Origin of the sequence: Actinoplanes utahensis, from assembly GCF_016862455.1 — a bacterium.
Lineage (GTDB): Bacteria > Actinomycetota > Actinomycetes > Mycobacteriales > Micromonosporaceae > Actinoplanes > Actinoplanes utahensis.
Genome location: NZ_BOMZ01000002.1, coordinates 48,455 through 67,667 on the forward strand (window position 1 = coordinate 48,455; position 19,213 = coordinate 67,667).

The 19,213-nt window shown below is 72.6% G+C and carries 15 protein-coding genes; 6 read left to right on the plus strand and 9 right to left on the minus strand.

Features of this window, described 5'->3' with window-relative positions; translation table 11 throughout:
• Positions 1–63: 63 nt before the first annotated feature.
• The 5 genes from Aut01nite_RS00710 to Aut01nite_RS00730 all read right to left on the minus strand — a co-directional run bounded on the left by Aut01nite_RS00710 (position 64) and on the right by Aut01nite_RS00730 (position 8,221).
• Positions 64–1,440: a glycoside hydrolase family 43 protein gene (locus tag Aut01nite_RS00710; RefSeq protein WP_152628820.1), complete on the minus strand. Its 1,377-nt coding sequence runs from the start codon at positions 1,438–1,440 to the stop codon at positions 64–66.
• Positions 1,440–3,059 (minus strand): glycoside hydrolase family 27 protein, encoded by a 1,620-nt coding sequence (locus Aut01nite_RS00715; protein ID WP_043527057.1) that lies wholly within the window; start codon positions 3,057–3,059, stop codon positions 1,440–1,442. The genes Aut01nite_RS00710 and Aut01nite_RS00715 overlap by 1 nt, the downstream gene beginning before the upstream one ends.
• A 183-nt stretch (positions 3,060–3,242) precedes the next feature.
• Entirely contained in the window at positions 3,243–5,297 is a 2,055-nt protein-coding gene (locus Aut01nite_RS00720; protein WP_204037393.1) for a family 43 glycosylhydrolase, read from the minus strand.
• A gap of 157 nt (positions 5,298–5,454) precedes the next feature.
• A complete protein-coding gene (locus Aut01nite_RS00725) occupies positions 5,455–7,134 on the minus strand; it encodes a sigma-70 family RNA polymerase sigma factor (RefSeq protein WP_239124585.1) in 1,680 nt (559 codons plus the stop codon).
• Between the two features lie 13 nt (positions 7,135–7,147).
• Positions 7,148–8,221 carry a ricin-type beta-trefoil lectin domain protein gene (locus tag Aut01nite_RS00730; protein WP_373871425.1) on the minus strand — a complete coding sequence of 358 codons (1,074 nt, stop codon included), beginning with the start codon at positions 8,219–8,221 and terminating at the stop codon, positions 7,148–7,150.
• A gap of 391 nt (positions 8,222–8,612) precedes the next feature.
• Between Aut01nite_RS00730 and Aut01nite_RS00735 the strand changes: the two genes are divergently transcribed.
• The 3 genes from Aut01nite_RS00735 (at position 8,613) to Aut01nite_RS00745 (ending at position 12,605) form a co-directional block, all read left to right on the plus strand.
• On the plus strand, positions 8,613–9,965 hold the full coding sequence (locus Aut01nite_RS00735; protein ID WP_043527063.1) for a glycoside hydrolase family 10 protein: 1,353 nt from the start codon (positions 8,613–8,615) through the stop codon (positions 9,963–9,965).
• A gap of 68 nt (positions 9,966–10,033) precedes the next feature.
• Positions 10,034–11,290, plus strand: a complete 1,257-nt coding sequence (locus Aut01nite_RS00740; RefSeq protein WP_043527065.1) for a CE1 family esterase — start codon at positions 10,034–10,036, stop codon at positions 11,288–11,290.
• A gap of 10 nt (positions 11,291–11,300) precedes the next feature.
• Positions 11,301–12,605: an extracellular catalytic domain type 1 short-chain-length polyhydroxyalkanoate depolymerase gene (locus Aut01nite_RS00745; RefSeq protein WP_043527067.1), complete on the plus strand. Its 1,305-nt coding sequence runs from the start codon at positions 11,301–11,303 to the stop codon at positions 12,603–12,605.
• 27 nt (positions 12,606–12,632) lie between these two features.
• Here the strand turns inward: Aut01nite_RS00745 and Aut01nite_RS00750 are convergent, their stop codons facing one another.
• Positions 12,633–13,136: a cupin domain-containing protein gene (locus Aut01nite_RS00750; RefSeq protein ID WP_043527068.1), complete on the minus strand. Its 504-nt coding sequence runs from the start codon at positions 13,134–13,136 to the stop codon at positions 12,633–12,635.
• A 207-nt stretch (positions 13,137–13,343) separates the two neighbouring features.
• On the opposite strand from Aut01nite_RS00750, the gene Aut01nite_RS00755 reads away from it, so the two are divergent.
• Positions 13,344–14,492 carry a sigma-70 family RNA polymerase sigma factor gene (locus Aut01nite_RS00755; RefSeq protein ID WP_052163949.1) on the plus strand — a complete coding sequence of 383 codons (1,149 nt, stop codon included), beginning with the start codon at positions 13,344–13,346 and terminating at the stop codon, positions 14,490–14,492.
• An 18-nt stretch (positions 14,493–14,510) separates the two neighbouring features.
• Here Aut01nite_RS00755 and Aut01nite_RS00760 read toward each other — a convergent pair whose 3' ends face one another.
• From Aut01nite_RS00760 to Aut01nite_RS00770, 3 genes are read right to left on the minus strand one after another with little or no spacing between them, the layout of a single operon-like run.
• Positions 14,511–15,089, minus strand: a complete 579-nt coding sequence (locus Aut01nite_RS00760; protein WP_052163950.1) for a hypothetical protein — start codon at positions 15,087–15,089, stop codon at positions 14,511–14,513.
• Positions 15,086–16,411 carry a hypothetical protein gene (locus Aut01nite_RS00765; RefSeq protein ID WP_043527072.1) on the minus strand — a complete coding sequence of 442 codons (1,326 nt, stop codon included), beginning with the start codon at positions 16,409–16,411 and terminating at the stop codon, positions 15,086–15,088. The genes Aut01nite_RS00760 and Aut01nite_RS00765 overlap by 4 nt, the downstream gene beginning before the upstream one ends.
• Positions 16,408–17,166 (minus strand): ATP-binding cassette domain-containing protein, encoded by a 759-nt coding sequence (locus Aut01nite_RS00770; RefSeq protein WP_043527073.1) that lies wholly within the window; start codon positions 17,164–17,166, stop codon positions 16,408–16,410. The genes Aut01nite_RS00765 and Aut01nite_RS00770 overlap by 4 nt, the downstream gene beginning before the upstream one ends.
• Positions 17,167–17,313: 147 nt before the next feature.
• Here Aut01nite_RS00770 and Aut01nite_RS00775 point away from each other — a divergent pair, with 147 nt between their 5' ends.
• Positions 17,314–18,510, plus strand: a complete 1,197-nt coding sequence (locus Aut01nite_RS00775) for a sensor histidine kinase (protein WP_043527075.1) — start codon at positions 17,314–17,316, stop codon at positions 18,508–18,510.
• Positions 18,507–19,175 carry a response regulator gene (locus tag Aut01nite_RS00780; protein WP_043527077.1) on the plus strand — a complete coding sequence of 223 codons (669 nt, stop codon included), beginning with the start codon at positions 18,507–18,509 and terminating at the stop codon, positions 19,173–19,175. Before Aut01nite_RS00775 ends, Aut01nite_RS00780 begins: the two co-directional genes overlap by 4 nt.
• Positions 19,176–19,213 lie beyond the last annotated feature (38 nt).

Consider the following 19,213-nt stretch of genomic DNA (forward strand, 5'->3'; position numbering starts at 1 on the left):
TGACGGCGCTCATCCGCGTTCGGCCGCCTTCACCAGCACCGGCGGCGCCGGGCCGGGAGGCGGTCAGGACGTCTCCTTGCCGACGGCGGCTCCGGCGAACTGCCACCAGTCGACGTTGAACAGGTAGCCGCTGCCGCCGGTGAAGCGCAGGTACAGGTCCCGGGTGCCGGTGGCGCCACTGACCGGGCAGGTGACGGTGGTCCAGTTCTGCCAGCCGCCGGTGCCCGGGGCCGTGCACGTTCCGGCGACCGGGCCGGTGAGGCTGCCGAGCCGCAGTTCGATGCGGCCGCCGGCGGCCGCGGACGCGACCCGGGCCGAGAACGAGGTCGCTCCGGCGCCGAAGGCGACCCCCTTGACCTTGATGTAGTCACCGTTGTCGAGGTAGCCGACGTTCATGCCGCCGGCGCCGGACCGCTCCGTCTCCACGCCGGAGCTCCAGGCGATGGTCTCGGCCTCCTGCCGCACGTACGGATGGAGCGTTCCGGTCTGCGGCGCCCCGGCGCTGGTCATGGTGATCGTCGGCAGGGTGCCGTCGGCGTTGTAGGTGAACTTCTCCACGGCGACCGAGCGGGTGAATCCGCCGCCGCCGGGCAGCGCGCCGTTGTGGTAGAAGAAGTACGATCCGCCGTTGAAGTCGATGACGCCGGCGTGGTTGGTGAAGCTGCCGCCCTGGGTGGGCATGACGGTTCCGCGGTACGTCCACGGGCCGGTCGGTGTCGGCGCGGTGGAGTAACCGATGAACTCCGAGCAGCACCGGGCGGCGAACACGTTGTAGTAGAGCCCGTTGCGTTTGTAGACCCAGGGGCCTTCCTCGTACAGCGTGGGCCGGTTGGGGTCGCCCGTGCGGGCGCCGAATCCGGCGGTGGTCAGCGGGATCCGGTTGACGCCGCCGGAGTAGCTGATCATGTCGGGGTTCAGCCGCACGTACCAGAGGTTGGGGTTGCCCCAGTAGAGGTAGGCCTGGCCGTCGTCGTCGACGAGCACGTGCGGGTCGATCTCGCCGTTCTCGGCCAGCGGCCGGCCGAGCGCGTCGGTGAACGGCCCGGTCGGGCTGGTGGCGACGCCGACGCCGATGGCCATCCGCCCGGTGGACCGGTTCTTGACCGGTACGTACCAGTAGAACTTCCCGTTGCGTGCGACCACGTGTCCGGCCCACGCGTCGGCACTGGCCCAACTGAAGGTGGCCAGGCTCATCGGGGAGCCGTGGTCGGTCCAGTTGACCATGTCGGCCGACGAGTAGACCCGCCATTCCCTCATCGTGAAGTAGGTGGAGTCGTCCTCGTCGTGGCCGGTGTAGAGGTACACGCGCCCGTTGTGGACCATCGGCGCGGGGTCGGCGGTGTAGATGGTCTGCACGATCGGGTTGTCGGCCTGCGCGGCGGACGGGACGGCCAGGCCGGCGCACACCAGCGCGGCGGCCCACAGGAGTCTTCTCAGCATCAGACCCGGCTCCATCGCTGGTTGGCGGCGCCGGTGCAGGTCCACAGCAGGACGACCGTGCCGTTGGCGGTCAGGTTGCGGTCGACGTCCAGGCAGAGACCGGAGGCGGCGCCGCGGACCGTGCCGTCGCCGTTGAGCGTCCACTGCTGGTTGGCGCCGCCGTTGCAGTCCCAGAGCTGCGCCTTGGAGCCGGCTGTCGCGCCGAGCGGCGCGTCCAGGCACTTGCCCACCGCCTGCAGGGTCTGCCCGGCACGGGTCCAGCGCTGGTTGGCGCCGCCGTTGCAGTCCCAGACGACCGGCTGGGTGCCGTTGGCGGTGGCCCCGTTCGGGACGTCGAGGCAGCGGCTCGAGGCGGCGCTGACGAACGTGGTGGTGGCCGGTGGCGTGCTGGTTCCCCCGCTGACCCGGTGGACCACGGTGCCGTGGGCGGGGACGGCGGCGCTGATGGCGCCGGTCGTGGTCGTCGTCGCACCGGTCCAGGCGTCCTGCAGGGTGAAGGAGCCGCCGGACTTGCCGATCGCCGCGGCGGTGGTCGACATCGTCGTGGTGGAGCCGCCCGCATTGAACAGGGCGACCGCCACGTCACCGTTGGCGAGCCGCTTGGCCAGCACCCGGCGCGTCCCGTCGTACGAGATCTGGGTCGCCTGCAGGCCGAGGGTGTCCTGGTTGACGGCGATGAGCCGGGGGTTCTTCAGGATGGTCTGGGTGGCCGCGCTCATCGAGCGCAGGTCGTTGCCGGCGATCAGCGGGGAGGCCATCATCGCCCACAGCGCGAAGTGGCTGCGCTGTTCGGTGTCGGTCATGCCGGTGCGGCCGACCTCCATCATGTCGGGGTCGTTGAAGGCTCCGGGCCGGGCGTACCCGGCCAGCGGCACGGTGACGTCGACGATGTTCTTGACGCCCATCGGGTAGCCGTTGGTCTGCCCGGTGTCCCAGGCGTTGGTGATGTCCTCGGTGGTGCGCCACATGTTCGCCACGTCGCCCCAGTCGCGCTGCGGGCCGGTCTTCTCGTGGATGCTGTTCGAGTTGATGCTGTAGACGATCGGGCGGCCGGTGGCGGCGAGCGCGTCACGCATCCGGGCGAACGTGGCGACCTGGTCGTTGATCGTGCCGGTCGGGGAACACCAGTCGTACTTGAGGAAGTCGACGCCCCACGCGGCGAACTGCCGGGCGTCCTGCGCCTCGTGGCCCTGGCTGCCGGTGGCCCCGGGGTAGCTGCCGAAGTACTGCGCGCAGGTCCGGTCGAGCGGCGCCTGATAGATGCCGAACTTCAGGCCGCGGGCGTGGATGTAGTCGCCGAGGGCCCGCATGCCGCTGGGGAACCGGGTCGGATCGCCCTGCAGGTTGCCGGCGGCGTCCCGGTTGGGGTTCATCCAGCAGTCGTCGACGACGACGTACTGGTAGCCCAGGTCCCGCATACCGCTGGTGACCATGGCGTCGGCCATGCCGCGGATCAGTGTCTCGTTGATGTTGCAGCCGAAGGTGTTCCAGCTGTTCCAGCCCATCGGTGGGGTACGGGCCGTGCCGTTGTCCAGCGCCTGCGCGGCGGTACCCGGCAGGACGGTCGCGGTGCCGGCCATCAGGAGGACCGCTGCGATCAGGGACTTCAGTCTCTTCATTTTCGCCTCATCCAGGGCTGGTGGGGATGGTTCGGGGGACGCGTACGGAGAGAGGAGAGGGTCGTGCCGGCCCGGTGTGCTCGCCCCCAGAACGAGCGCACCGGGCCGGCTCCCCACCGCCGGATCAGGTTCGTGGGCCGCCCGTCACCGCCGGCGGGGCGAGCAGGCCGTGGGCTTCCACGGTCAGGGGGTGGTCAGGTCGAAGCGGCTGATCGTGACGGCGCCGCCCAGCGCCCGGGTGGCGTGGTTGAAGATGCCGAAGCGGTAGCCCATGAAGAACTGCCAGGCGTTGTTGAGGGTGAACGCCGGTCCGAGCCTGGTGAACGTGCTGCCGTCGGTGCTGTAGGAGAACGTCGCGGTCCGTCCCGCGCCGGGCCGGATGTCGGCGCTGACCCGCAGCCAGATCCGGCCGCCGCCGACGGGCGCGCCGGCGGCCTCGGTGCCGGTGCCGGTGGTGGCCCAGGCGGTGTTCATGGTGAGCCCGTTGGTCATCGACACCCGGGTGGCGCCGTTGTCCTTGCGGATGCCGATCCAGGCCGAGGAGTCACGCAGCATGGCCAGGCCGGCCCGGTCGCCGTCGGCCATCCGGGAGTAGTCCAGCTCGATGGTGGCGGTGGAGGACGGCCCCTGGATGCGGTGGGTGAGCGTGTTGCGGGCGTTGTACAGGTCGTCAGTCACCGTCGCGGTGGACAGCCGCAGTCCGTTGCCGACGCTGAACCGGCTGGTGTCGGGGTTGTGGTTCCACTCCCAGCGCGGTCCGAGCGGGCCGGCGGTGAAGGTGTCCGGGCCGGTCATCGGCCGGACGGTCTTCGCGGTGGTGATGTTCGGCTTCGGGTACGTGCTCCCCCACCGACCGGCGACGGTGGTCAGCACCGGCCAGTCGTTGCTCCAGGTGATCGGGGCCAGGGTCGGCACCCGGCCGCCGGGGTAGGCGTCGGTGAACGCCATGTACCACCAGTCGCCGTTCTGGGTCTGCACGAGCCCGCCCTGATGCGGCACGCCGCCCCCGGAGATCGGCCCGGGAAGATCGAGGAGGACCTGCCTCTGCTCGTACGGTCCCCACGGGCTCGTCGACCGCAGGACGTACTGGCCGTTCGCAGGCCGGGTCAGCCAGATGTAGTAGTAGTTGCCGCGCTTGTACATCCGCGCGCCTTCGAGGGTGCCGATGCTCGACGGTGTCGTGTAGACGGTCTGCGACCGGACCTGTGAGGTGAGGTCAGCCGACAGCTGGGCGACACTGATCGTGCCGTTGCCGTACGCCACGTACGGGGTGTCGTTGTCGAACAGCAGTCCGGCGTCGTAGTAGCAGTTGTTGATCCGCGCCTTCTTCGACCACGCGCCGTCGACCGCCGTAGCGGTGTAGACGTAGGTGCGGTTGAACTCGGTGCAGCCCAGCCAGTAGTAGGTGCCGTTGCTGGGCCGGTAGTTGAACGCCGACGCCCAGATGCCCTTGACGTAGGCCCGGCCGCCGGTGAGGTCGTAGACGCCGGAGTCGAAGTCCAGTCGGGGCACCGAGTGCCCCGCGTACTCCCAGTTGACCAGGTCGTAGGAGCGCAGGATCGGGGCGCCCGGCGAGTAGTGCATGGTCGAGGCCGAGTAGTAGTAGGCGTCGCCGACCCGGATGATGTCGCCGTCGGCGAAGTCCTGCCAGACCACCGGGTTGGTGAAGGTCCCGGTGGGCGGGGTCCCGCCGCCGACCTTGACCAGCTGCCACTGCTGGTTGGCGCCGTTCCAGTCGCTGTACTGCACGATGTTCGCCCCGTCGGCGGTGGACGCGCCCTGCACCTCGACGGCCTTGCCGCTGTTGCGGTTGATCAGCTGGATGTAGCCGTCGACGTCCTGGACGCTGAACTGCTGGTTGGTGGTGTTGTTGTCGGTCCACTGCACGATCGCGCCGCCGTCGGCGGTCGACAGGTTGTACACGTCGAGGACCTTGCCGGAGTGCTTCGACTTGAGCCGGTAGAAGCCGCCGCCGGAGTCGACGAACTGCCACTGCTGCTGCGCCTGGTCGTTGCGGGTCCACTGGGTGATCCGCGCGCCGTCACTGGTGGACAGGTTGTAGACGTCGAGGGCCTTGCCGCTGGTGCGGTTGACCAGCACGTACGACGCGCTGGTGTCGATCGTCGCGGCGGCGGCCGCGACGGGGAAGGCGAGGGCCAGCGCCGCGCTCAGGACGGCGGTCAGGGCTGCGGCGAGCAGCCGCCACGGCCGGCGGGGATCGGGGGAACCAGCCCTCATCTTCCACTCCTCGATTCGGATGCACCGGCGCCTATGGGAGCGCTCACATTCGTTAATTCGATATTGCCAGAGCGTTTCCGGCGTTTCAATTCCTTGACCACTCGACCGGTGCGGGCCGTCCGCGATAACGATTCCTCACCGGATTCCTCGAATCCGCTCAACCGGCGAGCGCCGCGCGCGCCCGGAAGGAGACGTCGGCATGGAACGCGACCGTGCCGTCGAACCGGTCCACCCACAACTCGTCGCCGCGATGCCGCAGGAACCATCCGGGATAGTTGGACGATTCCAGGACGATCGAACCGGCGAACCGGCCGGCGCCGGGGCAGAACGTGGCGTCCCCGCGGAACAGTGCGGAGCCGTCGCCTGCGTCGACGCGGACCCGCCACGACGAATGCCGCAGGTACCCGCCGCCGGCCGCGCGGAACGAGAAGCACCGCGGGTCGCCGAGACCCGCCACCGCGTGGACGCTGGCCTGCCGCCGGGCGGTCACCGGGTCGCCGGCGGCCACCCGGGTCAGCCGGCCGTAGCCGCCGGCGGCCGTGACGAACCGCCCGGCCGCGTTCGCCGCCTCCAGCGACACCGGCCCGGTGCGCAGGACGCCGGTTCCCGCCGCGGACGCCTCCGCACCTGCGGCCGGCGCGGAGGTCGGCACGGAGGCCGGCGCGTGTGCGGCCGACGCGGAGGCCGGGACCGGGGCTCCGATCGGGGCCGTCCGCAGGGTCCGCGCGACCGGTGGCGGCGGGGTCGCCGGGCCGGACAGACCGACCGCGCCCGCGGTGACACCGGCGGCCAGCGTGGCGGCGGCGGTCGCGGCCACCACCGGATGGGCGGCGGCAAGCGAGGCCAGTTGCAGGAGCACGCCGACCTGGCCCGCCGCAGCCGACGCGGTCGATGCGCCCGCCGCAGCCGATGCGGTCGCCGCGGCCGATGCGGTCGCCGCAGCCGATGCGGTCGCCGCGGCCGACGCGGTCGATGCGCCCGCCGCAGCCGATGCGGTCGATGCGCCCGCCGCAGCCGACGCCCCGGACAGGGCCGCCCCGGTGCCGCTCTCGGCCAGCACCACCGCGGTCAGGGCCGCGGGTGCCGGCAGCAGCGCCAGCCCGGCCAGCAGCCGTTCGGTGGGCACCAGGGCACCGGCCGCCCGGGCGCAGACCGGGCAGTCGCGGACGTGGCGGGCCAGGCGTTTGCGCCACCGCGGTCCGGGTGTCCCGGTCCAGCCCGCCAGCTCGGCGTCCAGCCGTGGACAGCGGGGCCGGGCGTCCAGCGCCACCTGGATCGCCCGGCTCAGCTCCAGTTGGGCGCGCATGCGCTGGATGCGCACGCCGGCGTGCATCGTGGTGATGCCGAGCGCCTCGGCGAGCTCGGCGCGGGACAGCCGCCCGGCCACCTCCAGCCACCACAGCGACAGCAGCGCCCGGTCGTCCGGGTCCAGCCAGCGCCCGGCCCGCTGCACCTGGCGGCGCTGGCCGGACAGCTCGAGGCGCAGGCCGGTGACGTCCTCGAAGCGGGCCCCGGCATCCGGCGTCTCCACGGCGTCGCCGAGCGGCACGACCCGTGCGGCCTCCCGGCCCCGCCGGTGCCGATGGGTGCTGATCTGGCGCAACGCGATCGCCGCCAGCCAGGGACGGAAGCTGTCCGGCGAGCGCAGCGACGACAGCTGCCGCAGCGCCCGCACCATCACGTCCTGCGCGACGTCGTCGACGTCCGGATCCCCGTCCATGGCCTGCCGCACGATCGCGTAGACCATCGGCAGGTGCGTCGCGACCAGCTCGTCCAATGCGTGACGGTCACCGGCCTGGGCGGCCCGAACCAGGCCGGGACCGCCGACCCGGGTCACCACGGGCTCGGCATCAGGCCCGGCTCCACCGCTGGTTGGCGGCGGCGGTGCAGGTCCAGAGCGCGACCGCGGCGCCGTTGGCGGTGGCCGCGCCGGAGACGTCCAGGCACAGGCCCGATTGCGCGTTGCGGATCGTGGAGCCCGAGGTGAACGCCCACCGCTGGTTGGCCGCGCCGCTGCAGTCCCACAGCTGGACCTTGCTGCCGGCCACCGCGCCGGTGGGTGAGTCGAGGCACTTGCCGACCGCGCGCATGGTCTGGCCGTCGTAGGTCCATCGCTGGTTGGCGGCGCCGCTGCAGTCCCAGATGATCGGCTGGGTGCCGTTGGCGGTGCTGCCGTTCGGGACGTCCAGGCAGCGCCCCGACGCGGCGCCGACCAGCGCGGTGCCGGTGCCGGTGACCGGATCCCCGATCGACCCGCCGACCGAGCGCAGCGCCGCGTACCAGGTGGCGGCCATCTTGTCGTAGCCGCCGGCGGTCGGATGGATGCCGTCGATCAGATCCGCGGTGGTGAGCGCGGCGTGCATGTCGACCAGGTGGAATCGAGGACCCTTGCCGCGGACGATGCCGGGGAGAGCGGCGTTGAAGGTACGGACGGCGGCCGCCTGCCCCGGGTTGGCCAGCGGGATGATGGTGGCCACGAAGACGTCTGCCGAGGGCGCCGCCGTCGCGATGCGATCGAGCAGGGTGGACATCCGCGCCGGGGCGCCGGCCACGTTGAAATTCTGCAGGATGTCGTTGGTGCCGATGTGCAGCAGCACGGTGCGCGGCGTGGTGGAGCGCAGCCAGCCGCTGACGTTGGCGTCGATCTGGTCGATGCGCCATCCCGGGTGGCCCTCGTGGTCGTGGTCGCCCAGGGCGGCCGGCCCGTTGAACTGGGATCCCACCAGATCCACTCGGTAGCCCGCGGTGGCCGTCCGCTGCCAGAGGCCGATCCGGTACCCGCCCGGCACCTGGGTGCCCTCGGTGATGGAGTCGCCGAGCGGCATGACCCGGGTCCCGCCGTTGGATTCGGCGGCGGCCGCGGCGCCGGCCTGGACCACGACACCGGCGGCGGCCAGGGCCGCGGTGAGGAGGGTGGCGAGCAATCGTCGTCTTCTTCCGGGCATGGCGATGCCCCTCCCTGAGGATCGGGTGGAACGGGGGATGGCCTGTCGGCGCTCGAACGGGGACCCACCGGGATGAGAGCGCTAACAGCTGAACTGAACATTGCCAGGAGATTTCGAGACATTCAAGAGGGCTTTTGCCGTCGGCTCACGGGAAAGGACCGCGGACTTTCCGGAGGCCGGTCGCATAACAGCTTTCTGTGCGGCGATTCTCCGGATGACGCGGAATCGGAGCGCGCGGAATCGTTATGCCGAAGCCGGCACGGTGGTCGTGTCTTGCATTCCCCGGAAATGCGCTGGCAACATTAGCCAACCTTCCTGGGAACGCTCCCAGAAACTTTCGAGACATCCCCCGCTCGGAAAGGTCCCCACCATGTCCCTGCTCCAGAGAGGCCGTTCCCTGCTGCTGGCCTCGGCCGCCGCGGGAGTGGTCGTCGCGGCGAGCGTCGCCGTGATCGGCCCCGCCGACGCCGCCACCACCCTGGGCGCCTCGGCCGCACAGACCGGGCGCTACTTCGGCGCCGCGATCGCCGCCGGCCGGCTCGGCGACGGCACCTACACCGGCATCCTGAACCGCGAGTTCAACTCGGTCACGGCCGAGAACGAGATGAAATGGGACGCCACCGAACCGTCCCCGGGCCGGTTCACCTTCGCCAACGGCGACCGCATCCTGAACCTGGGCCTGTCCAACGGCGCGAAGGTGCGTGGCCACGCCCTGCTCTGGCACGCCCAGCAACCCGGCTGGGCGCGGTCGCTGTCCGGCAGCGCGCTGCGCACCGCGGCGATCAACCACGTCACCCAGGTGGCCACCCACTACAAGGGCCGGATCCACTCCTGGGACGTGGTGAACGAGGCGTTCGCCGACGGCGGCAGCGGTGGCCGCCGCGACTCCAATCTGCAGCGCACCGGCAACGACTGGATCGAGGCCGCGTTCCGCGCCGCCCGGGCCGCCGACCCGGCCGCCAAACTCTGCTACAACGACTACAACACCGACGGGATCAACGCGAAGTCGACGGGCGTCTACACCATGGTCCGCGACTTCAAGTCCCGCGGCGTGCCGATCGACTGCGTCGGCTTCCAGTCCCACCTGGGCACCGGCCTCCCCGGCGACTACCAGGCGAACCTGCAGCGCTTCGCCGACCTCGGCGTCGACGTGCAGATCACCGAGCTCGACGTCGCTCAGGGCGGCAACCAGGCGAACGTCTACGCGGGCGTGACCCGCGCCTGCCTGGCGGTAGCGCGGTGCACCGGCATCACCGTCTGGGGCATCCGGGACAGCGACTCGTGGCGCACCGGCGAGAACCCGCTGCTGTTCGACAACGCCGGCAACAAGAAGGCCGCGTACACGGCGGTGTTGAACGCGCTCAACGCCGGCGGGACCTCGTCGCCCTCACCGAGCATCAGCACCAGCACCTCACCGCAGCCCGGCGGCGCGTGCAGCGCCTCGGTGTCGCTCGACTCCTGGAACGGCGGATTCGTCGCCACCATCCGGGTCACCGCGGGCTCCGCGCCCGTCACCGGCTGGACCGTCGGTCTGACCCTGCCCTCGGGCAGCGCCGTGACCAGCGCCTGGAACGCCACCGCCACCGGCGCCGGCGGCGCCGTGAGCTTCCGGAACGTCGCCTACAACGGGCAGCTTCCGGCCGGCGGCGGCACCGAGTTCGGTTTCCAGGGCACCGGCACCGGCACCGGCCCCACCGCCACACCGGTCTGTTCGGCCGGCTGACCCGCTCCCCCGTCGATCCGGTCCCGGCGCCGGCCACCACGGCCGGCACCGCAAGGAGGGAACACCCGATGTCCCGACGACCTCTCGCCTCACTGATCACCCTCGTCCTGGCGCTGGCCACCGTGACGCTCACCGGCCTGCTGAACACCACCGCGCCCGCCGCGGCGGCGACCGCCGGCTGCGGGAAGGCCCCGGCGCTCGCCAGCGGCGCCCGCACCATCGTCAGCGGCGGCCAGAACCGCTCCTACATCCTGCGGGTCCCGGACGGCTACGACCGCAACCGGCCGTACAAACTGATCTTCGCGTTCCACTGGCTCAACGGCACCGCCAACGACGTGGCGACCGGCGGCCCGGCCGGCGCCACCTGGGCGTACTACGGGCAGCAGCGACTGTCCGACAACAGCGCGATCCTGGTCGCGCCGCAGGGCATCGACAACGGCTGGGCGAACACCGGCGGCCGTGATCTGGCCCTGGTCGACGACCTGACCGCGCTCATCGAGGCCGGCCTGTGCGTCGACACCTCCCAGCTGTTCGCGGTCGGCTGGAGCTACGGCGGCGCGATGAGCTACGCCGTCGCCTGCGCCCGCCCCACCGTCTTCCGCGCGGTCGCCGTCATCTCCGGAGCCAACCTCAGCGGCTGCTCCGGAGGCACCCAGCCGGTGGCCTACCTGGGGATCCACGGCACCCACGACAGCGTGCTGAACATCTCGCTCGGGCGCGGGCTGCGCGACACCTTCGTCCGCAACAACGGCTGCACCGCCCAGAACCCGCCCGAGCCGCCCCGCGGCAGTCTGACCCACGTCGTCACCGCCTACACCGGTTGCCGCGCCGGCTATCCGGTGCGGTGGGCGGCGTTCGACGGCGACCACACGCCGGAGCCCGTCGACGGCTCGACCGGCACGAGCGGCGCCCTCACCTGGACCGGCGGCGAGATCTGGAACTTCTTCTCGCAACTGCCCGGCACCGGCACCTCGCCGTCGGCGTCGGCGTCGGTCAGCCCCTCCACGTCGCCCAGCGGCCCAGCCGGCGCCTGCAGCACCGCGTACCGGGTGGTCAACAGCTGGCCGGGCGGCTTCCAGGCCGAGGTCACCGTGTCGAACACCGGACCGGCGGCCACCTCCGGCTGGCAGGTCGGCTGGACCCCGCCCGCCGGCCAGTCCGTCGCCCAGGTCTGGAACGGCTCCCTGACCGGTGGCGGCGGCGCCGTCACGGTCACCAACGCGGCCTACAACGGCTCGCTGGCGCCCGGCGCGGGCACGACCTTCGGCCTGCTCGCCAACGGCGCCCCGGGGACGGCGCCGGCACTGACCTGCACCCTGCGGTGAGAGGAGACAGATGAGACGCCGTCTGCGCACCGCGCTCGTCGTGGCGCTGGCGCCCCTGCTGGCGGTGGCGGGGCTGCTGGTCGCCCGCCCCGCCGCGGCGGCCGCGCTGACCCAGGTGACCGGCTTCGGAGCCAACCCGACGAACCTGAGGATGTACGCCTACGTGCCCGACCGGGTGGCGGCGCGGCCCGCGTTGCTCCTGCTCGTGCACTACTGCTCCGGCTCGGCCGCGGCCCTCGCCGGAGGCAACGGCAGGGACTTCATCACCGCGGCCGACCGGTACGGCTACGTCGTCGTCCTGCCGGAGGCCACCCGTACCGAGAAATGCTTCGACGTCTCCAGCCCGCAGGCACTGCGCCGGGACGGCGGCGGCGACTCCACCGGGATCATGTCGATGGTCGGCTGGGCACGCGCCCGGTACGACGTGGATCCGGCGCGGATCGTCGTCAGCGGCTTCTCCTCGGGCGCCATGATGGCCAACGTGCTCGCCGCCCAGTACCCGGACGTGTTCTCGGCCGCGTCCGCGTTCTCCGGCGTGCCGGCCGGCTGCTTCGCCACCACCAACGGCTCGCTGTGGAACAGCGTCTGCTCCGGCGGCAACCTGATCAAGCCGGCTCAGCAGTGGGCCGACCAGGCCCGGGCGATGTACCCCGGATACACCGGCGGGTACCCGCGGATGCAGCTGTGGCACGGCACCACCGACGCCACGCTCGCCTATCCGAACTTCGGCGAGGAGATCAAACAGTGGACCGCTCTGCACGGTCTCGGCCCGAACCCGGCCTCCACCGATCGTCCACAGTCGTCCTGGACCCGCACCCGGTACGGCGCGACCGGCACCCGGGCGACGGTCGAGGGCGTCAGCATCGCCGGGGCGGGGCATGTCCTCCCGCAGGCCGGGCAGCTCGCGTACGCCATCTCCTTCCTGGGTCTCGACGTCACCACCACACCGTCGTCGCCCGCATCCCCCTCCACGCCCGCCTCGCCGTCCACGCCGGTCGCGGCGTGCACGGCGGCCGCGTCGGTGAGCGCCTGGAACACCGGCCTGACCGCGAACCTCACCGTCACCAACACCGGCGCGGCCCCGATCGACGGCTGGTCCCTGGGGTTCACCCTGCCCGCGGGACAGACGATCACCGGCGGCTGGAACGCCACGTACGCGCCCGCGAGCGGAACGGTGACCGCACGTAACGTCGCGCACAACGCCACCATCCCGCCGGGCGGCTCGACCACCGTCGGCTTCCAGGCGACCCATTCCGGCGACACCGGCGCGCCGGCCGGGTTCACCCTCAACGGCGGCGCGTGCCGATCGTCGTGAGCGCGGCGACCGCCGCGGGAGACGAGACTAGGTGGTCAGCCCGTACCGTTCGACGATCGCCGGAAGCCACTCGGCCTCGCCGAACCGCAGGCCGTAGCGTTCGGCGAGGTCGCCGCCCTGCCCGGCCGCCTCGGGCCCGGCCGCGATGATCTCCGCCACCTCGCGGAAGAAGTGCTCGAACCCGGCCGGGGTGATGATCTCGATCATCCTGGCCGGGACCGCGCCGGCGTTCCACATCGCGTGCAGCTCGCCGCGCGGCTTGGTGATGTAACCACCCGGGCCGAGCACCGCCTCCCGGTCGCCGGAGCGGAAGCCGATCTCGCCCGCGAGGACGATCGAGTACTCGTCCTCGCGGGTGTGCAGGTGCGGCGCCACCAGCGCGCCGACCGGGAACGGGTGCTCGACCACCGCCATCGCGCCGCCGGTGTCCTCGCCCCACAGCTTGAAATGCACACCGATGTCGCCGAGTGAGCCCACCAGCCCGCCACCCGGCTGCACCACGGTCAACGGCGGCGGCTCCGAAGTCGTCATGCATGGTGACTACCGCATCCCCGGGGCCGCCCGCCAGCGAATTCCCCGGACCGGCGACGGTCACCGGACGGCCGTCGGACGGTGGGCCGCCGGGATGTCCCGGAACCAGACGGTGAACTCGGCCGCGAGATGCCGATCGGCTGATGTCGTTTCGATCCCGCGGCACGGGGCACCTCCCGCACCCGAGGCCGGGATCAGGGAGTGGGCATGTCGTTGACACAACGCAGCGCGGTGGAGCCGGGCACGGCGCTGGAGGATCTCGACGAGATCGCCGAGCGCTACGCGCACGCCCGGCAGACCGCTGACGAGGTACGGGCACGCCGGCTCCGCGACGACATGATCGCCGAGGCGCTGCCGATGGCCGACCGGCTCGCCCGCCGGTACCGGGGCGGGTCGGAGCCGCTGGCCGACCTGGAGCAGGTGGCCCGCCTGGGACTGGTGAAGGTCGTCGACCGCTACGCCCCGGACCGCGGCTCCTTCACCGCGTACGCCGTCCACACCATCGTCGGGGAACTGAAACGGCACCTGCGAGACCGGAGCTGGGCCGTCCACGTGCCCCGCCCTCTGCAGGAGCTGACGATGGCGGTCACCCGGCACGAGGCGGATCTGACCCGGGAACTCGGCCGCCGGCCCACCGACGCCGAGACCGCGCAGCGCGCCGGCATCACCGGCCGCGAACTCGACACGGCACGGATGACCGCGGCCGGCTACCGCTCGATGTCGCTGGACATGCCCCTCGGCGACGGCGACGCGACGTACCTCGACCTGTTCGGCCAGACCGACGCGGCGCTGGAGAAGGTGCCCGACCACCTGACGGTCACCGAACTGATCGCGGCGCTGCCGGCGCGGGAACGGCACGTGGTGATCGCCAGCTACTACGGCGGCCGCACCCAGGCCGACATCGCGGCCCAGCTCGGCATCTCGCAGATGCAGGTCTCCCGCATCCTGTCGCGGGCGCTGATCTGGCTGCGCGAGGGCCTGCTGACCGACCGGGTGCCACGGTGGCCGGGCTCGCACAGCGCGGAGGAGGACGCCTTCGCCATCACGACCGGCAACGGGCCGGACGGGCATCTCGAGATCCGCATCCGCGGCGAGGTGGACCGGGACAACGCCGGCCGCCTGCGGACCGCCCTGCTCGACGTGGTCTGCCGGCAGAGCGCCGGCCGGCAGGTCACCCTGCACATGGCGGAGGTGCCGCTGCTGGACGCGACGGGCGTGCGGGTCCTCCTGGCGGTGTACGAGGCCGCACAGGCCCGCGGCGTCACCGTGACCGCCACCGGATTGACCCCCATGGTCCGCCGGATCGCCGCCACGTCCGGGCTGGCCCCGATGCTCGCCGCGCCGGAGCGGGGCTGACCGTCCGGCGGCCCGTCCTCAGCTCGCGGGGCCGGTCCGCCGGGGTCCCCGAGTCACGTACCCGGCGGCACCGGTGACCGCCAGGAGCGCGGCGGTGACGAGCGCCGTCCGGCTGTCCGGCGGCTGGCCCGCCCAGGTGAGCAGATACAGAGCGAACGGCTCCGGCACGGCGGGGACGCCGGCGGACACGCAGCCCGTCACGACCGGCAGGGTCCAGGCCAGTCGCCTGCCGAACAGCGTGGCGGCCAGGGCGGCGAGCCCGGTGAAGCCGGCCGCGTCCCGCGCGACGACGGCGACCGGAACCGTCGCCACCGCTGTCACCACGGCGACCGCGACCACGAAGATCGTGGCCAGGTGCAGCGCGCGGCGGGGCGCCCAGCGGATCGCCGCGGTCGCGTCCAGGACGCTGTCCGGCCCGCCCAGGCCGTGGCCGAGGACGGCGATGCCCAGCGCCAGCGCGAGGGCCGCGGCCGTGACGGCGTGCCGCGACCCGGCCGGGCCGGCGCCGAGCCAGGCGACGGCGGTCATGGCCGCTACCGCGCACAGGGCCCCGGCCGGCGCCTCACGGGAGCGCAGGAACAGCGCGACGGCGATCACCGGCCGGCTCCGACACCGAGGGCGGCGGCCTGGTCGCCGCAGGCCAGACCGGCCGCGCGGACCGCGGCGACACGGCGTTGCTGCTCGGCGGCGGGCAATGCGACGAGCTTCTTCCACATCGTGTCGCGGATTGCCTGCTCGGCCGGGCCGACGGTCTGACCGGGGACCGGGTGGCTGCCGTGGAGCCAGGCGGCCGTCACGGCCCGGGCCCGCAGCACCGCCAGATGGTCGCCGTCGCCACGGGCGCAGAGCGGTGTGCCGGCGCCGGCCAGGATCCGGGCGGTCAGTTCGGCCGGATCATCGGTCGCGCCGAGGTTGTCGCTGTCCAGCCAGGCTTCCGAGGCCGGCTGCGGACGGCCGGTGCCGGGCGGCGCCTCGTGGACCGAGGCCGGCGCGTTCGGCAGCTTGGCGAGCAGGCGCAACGCCTCCCGGGACGGTGCGACGAGGGCGGGCAACTGCCGCCGGTGGGCCGCGGTGACGCAGACCCGGGGGCCGGCGTCGGCGGTGCAGACCTCGGCGACCGCGGCCGGGTCGACCGGGAAGGCGGTGCCGCTCAGCAGCGGGGCGGCCAGCGCCAGCCCGAGCGCCGGCGGGACGACGGCCAGCGCCCGTGCGAGCCGGCCGGTCGCGAGGAACAGCACCAGTCCCCCGATCGCCAGGCCGCCGAACCACCAGGCCTGACCCGCGCTGACCGTACCGCTGACGGCCTGGAACTCGGAGATCGTGCTGGTGAAGTAAGGCAGCAGCAGAGCGAGCCCGGGTTTCGTGGCGTCGTCGAGTTTGGTCGCCTCGATCGCCGCGAGGAGCCCGGCGAGGCTGCCCACGCCGAGCACGGCGGGGGTGTACGCGTACGGCAGCAGCCGGCCCACACCGAGTCCCAGCATGCCCGCCGTGGCCAGGGCCAGAACGCCGACGGCGGTGACCGCCGGCCAGCCGCTGCCGGGATGGCCGGCGGCGGCCGCGACCCTCGGCGCCCCCGCGCCCAGGACGATCAGGTAGCCGGCGGCCAGGCTGAGGGCCGTGGCCAGGGCGGACGGCCGCAGCCGCCGCCAGCCGGGCGCCGGTGTGGTGCCGAGCAGTTCCGTCATCCGGCTGCGCCGGTCCCGGCCGGCCTGCCAGGCGCCGGCGGCCAGGGCCAGCGGCCAGAGGACGACCAGCATGATGCGCTGGAAGACGGCGAGCAGGTTCCATTGCTGGTCCCACAGGCCGGTCTGTCCGGTGAGCGCGAGCACGTAGAGTCCCGCCACCCCGATCGCCGCCGTCGCGGCCCCGATCGGCAGCGCGGCGGAACGGCGCAGTTCGATCCCGAGGATGCCGATCACCGCGCCACCGCCCGGTGCCGTTCGAGGAGAGCGGAGTAGCCACGTTCGATCGGGCTGTCCCCGGCGTCGGTGGAACCACCGGCGGCCGCGATGTCGTCCGGCGTGCCGTGGAACACGATCCGGCCGGCGTCGGCCAGCACGACACTCGTGCAGGCCGCGGCCACGTCTTCGACCAGGTGGGTGGAGACGATGACGCAGGAGCGTTCGCCGAGGTCGCGCAGCAGCGCCCGGAAGTCGAGCCGCTGCTGCGGGTCGAGGCCCACGGTCGGCTCGTCGAGCAGCAGCAGTCCCGGCTCGTTGACGATGGCCTGGGCGATGCCGGCCCGACGCAGCATGCCACCGGAGAGCGCCTTCATCCGCGATCCGGCCCGGTCGGCCAGGCCCACCCGGGCGAGCGCGTTCTGTACGGCACGGCGGCGCCCGGCGGCGGGCACCTCTTTGAGCCAGGCCATGTACTCGACGAACTCCGCCACGGTGAAACGCGGGTGATAGCCGAACTCCTGGGGCAGGTAGCCCAGGGCGCGCCGTACCGCGCGCAGGTCGGGCCGTGCGTCCATCGGCCGTCCGAGCAGGCGGAGCCGGCCGTCGTACGGGGGCAGCACGGTGGCCAGCGCCCGGATCAGGGTGGTCTTGCCGGCGCCGTTGGGGCCGAGCAGCCCGTGCACGCCGGCGCCCAGGCTCAGGTCGACGCCGTCGACGGCCACGTGCCGGCCCGTTCTCACTCGCAGGCCCTCGGCCTGCACTGTCGTCGCCACGATCTCTCTCCGCTCATCGTCCGGTGCGGTCTCGATCCTGCGGGGAAAGGGCGGGGGCGCGCCTCAGCCGGGTTACCGAGCGGCGCCGCGAGGGCTCGGCCGAAAGAACGAGGCCGCCCGGGTACGGGTGTCGTACCGTGGCCTTCTGTGTTGATCATCTTCCCGGGCCGTTCCGGACCGCAGCGGGTGATGGCGGTCCTGTTCGCCGTCGTGGTGGCCGGTCTCGTCGTCGTCGAGGGGCTGGACGGCCCCACGCTGCCCGCCACGATCGGCGTCGTCGCCAGCGGCCTGTTCGCGGTCGCCGTGGTGCTGCTCGCCGAAGCCCGCCCGTCCGCGGTCGCCGGGGCCGCGGCGACGTCCGTCACGGTCTCGGTGGCCTGCGCGCTGGTACCGGCGCTGCGGTTGGAGCACACGTTCGGCATCGTGGAGTTCGCCGCGCTGTCGGTGGCGGGGATCCGCCTGGTCATGCAGCATCCGGTCCGGCGGGCGGCCGGCCCGGCCGTCCTGACGCTCCTGGCGATCGGTGTGCTCCCGTTGCGGGTCTTCCTTCATCCCGTCAACGTGCGGACGTTGTCGCAGGACGGTGGCCTGGTCGCGGTCGTGCTGACCGCCTGGGTGCTGTTCGTCGCGCTGCTCGGGTCGTACCTGCGCCTGCTGGAGCGCCGCCGGGTCGACGCGGACCGGCTGGCCCGGCAGGTGGAACGCCTGGATCACGCCCGTGACCTGCACGACTACGTCGCCCATCACGTGACCGCGATCGTCGCCCAGACGCAGGCCATCAGGTTCGTCACGAGCTCGGGCGCCGCCCCCTCGCCCGGGGATCTGGACGACCTGCTGGCCGGCGTCGAACGGGCCGGCGGTCAGGCGCTCACCTCGATGCGTACGCTCGTCGGCATCCTGCGCGACGAGACGTCCGCGACCGCGCCCGCCCACGCCACCCTGGACGAGATGCTCACCGCTGTGACCGGCACCCTGCCACCCGGATATCCGGCACCGGCCGTCTCCGTCGACGCGTCGCTGTCGCACCGGCCGTTGCCCGCCGCGACCCTGGACGCGGCGCATCACACCGTTCTGGAGGCGCTGACCAACGTGTTGCGCCACACCACCGGGACCACCCGGATCGACATCCGGATCCGGGTCCGGGACGACCGGCCCGACGTCGCCGAACTGTCGGTCCGCAACGACGGGCGGGCCGCCGTGTCGCCCCTGCCGGCCGGCGGGTTCGGCCTGACCGGGCTCAGCGAGCGGGTCCGGTCCGCGGGCGGCGAGCTGACGGCCGGGCCGGTCGAATCAGGCTGGCAGGTCACCGCGACCCTGCCGATCACCGACGGGAACCTCCGATGACCATCCGGCTTCTGCTGGCCGACGACCAGGACATGATCCGTACGGCGTTCCGCATGATCCTCGGCACGCAGCCGGACATCGAGGTGGTGGCCGAGGCCGCGGACGGTGAGACCGCCGTGGAGCTGGCCCGCCGGCTGCGTCCCGACGTGTGCCTGCTGGACATCCGGATGCCGCGGCTCGACGGCCTGGAAGCGACCCGGCTGCTGGCCGGCCCGGCCGTCCGGGATCCGCTCAACGTTCTCATCGTCACCACGTTCGATCTGGACGAGTACGTGTACCGGGCGCTGCGCAACGGCGCCTGCGGTTTCCTGCTCAAGGACACGTCACCGAACCTGCTGGTGGAGGCGGTCCGGGCGGCCGCCGCCGGGACCACGCTGATCTCGCCGGCGGTGACCGTACGTCTGCTGGCGCACCTCGCTCCCCGCCGCGGCGCCGAACCCGAGGCGCCGGAGGCGCCGCCCACCGAGCCGCTCACCGACCGTGAGCTCGCCGTGGTCCGGCTGGTGGCGCACGGGCACACCAACGACGAGATCGCCGGGCGGCTCTACGTGACGCTGTCGACGGTCAAGACGCATCTGGCGAACGTGCAGCGCAAACTCGCCGCCCGCAACCGGGTGGAGATCGCCGCCTGGGCGTGGCGCAACGACGTCTGCTCCGCGAACTGACCGGGGACGGCGAACAGGCCGTGACCCGTTTCCACGGG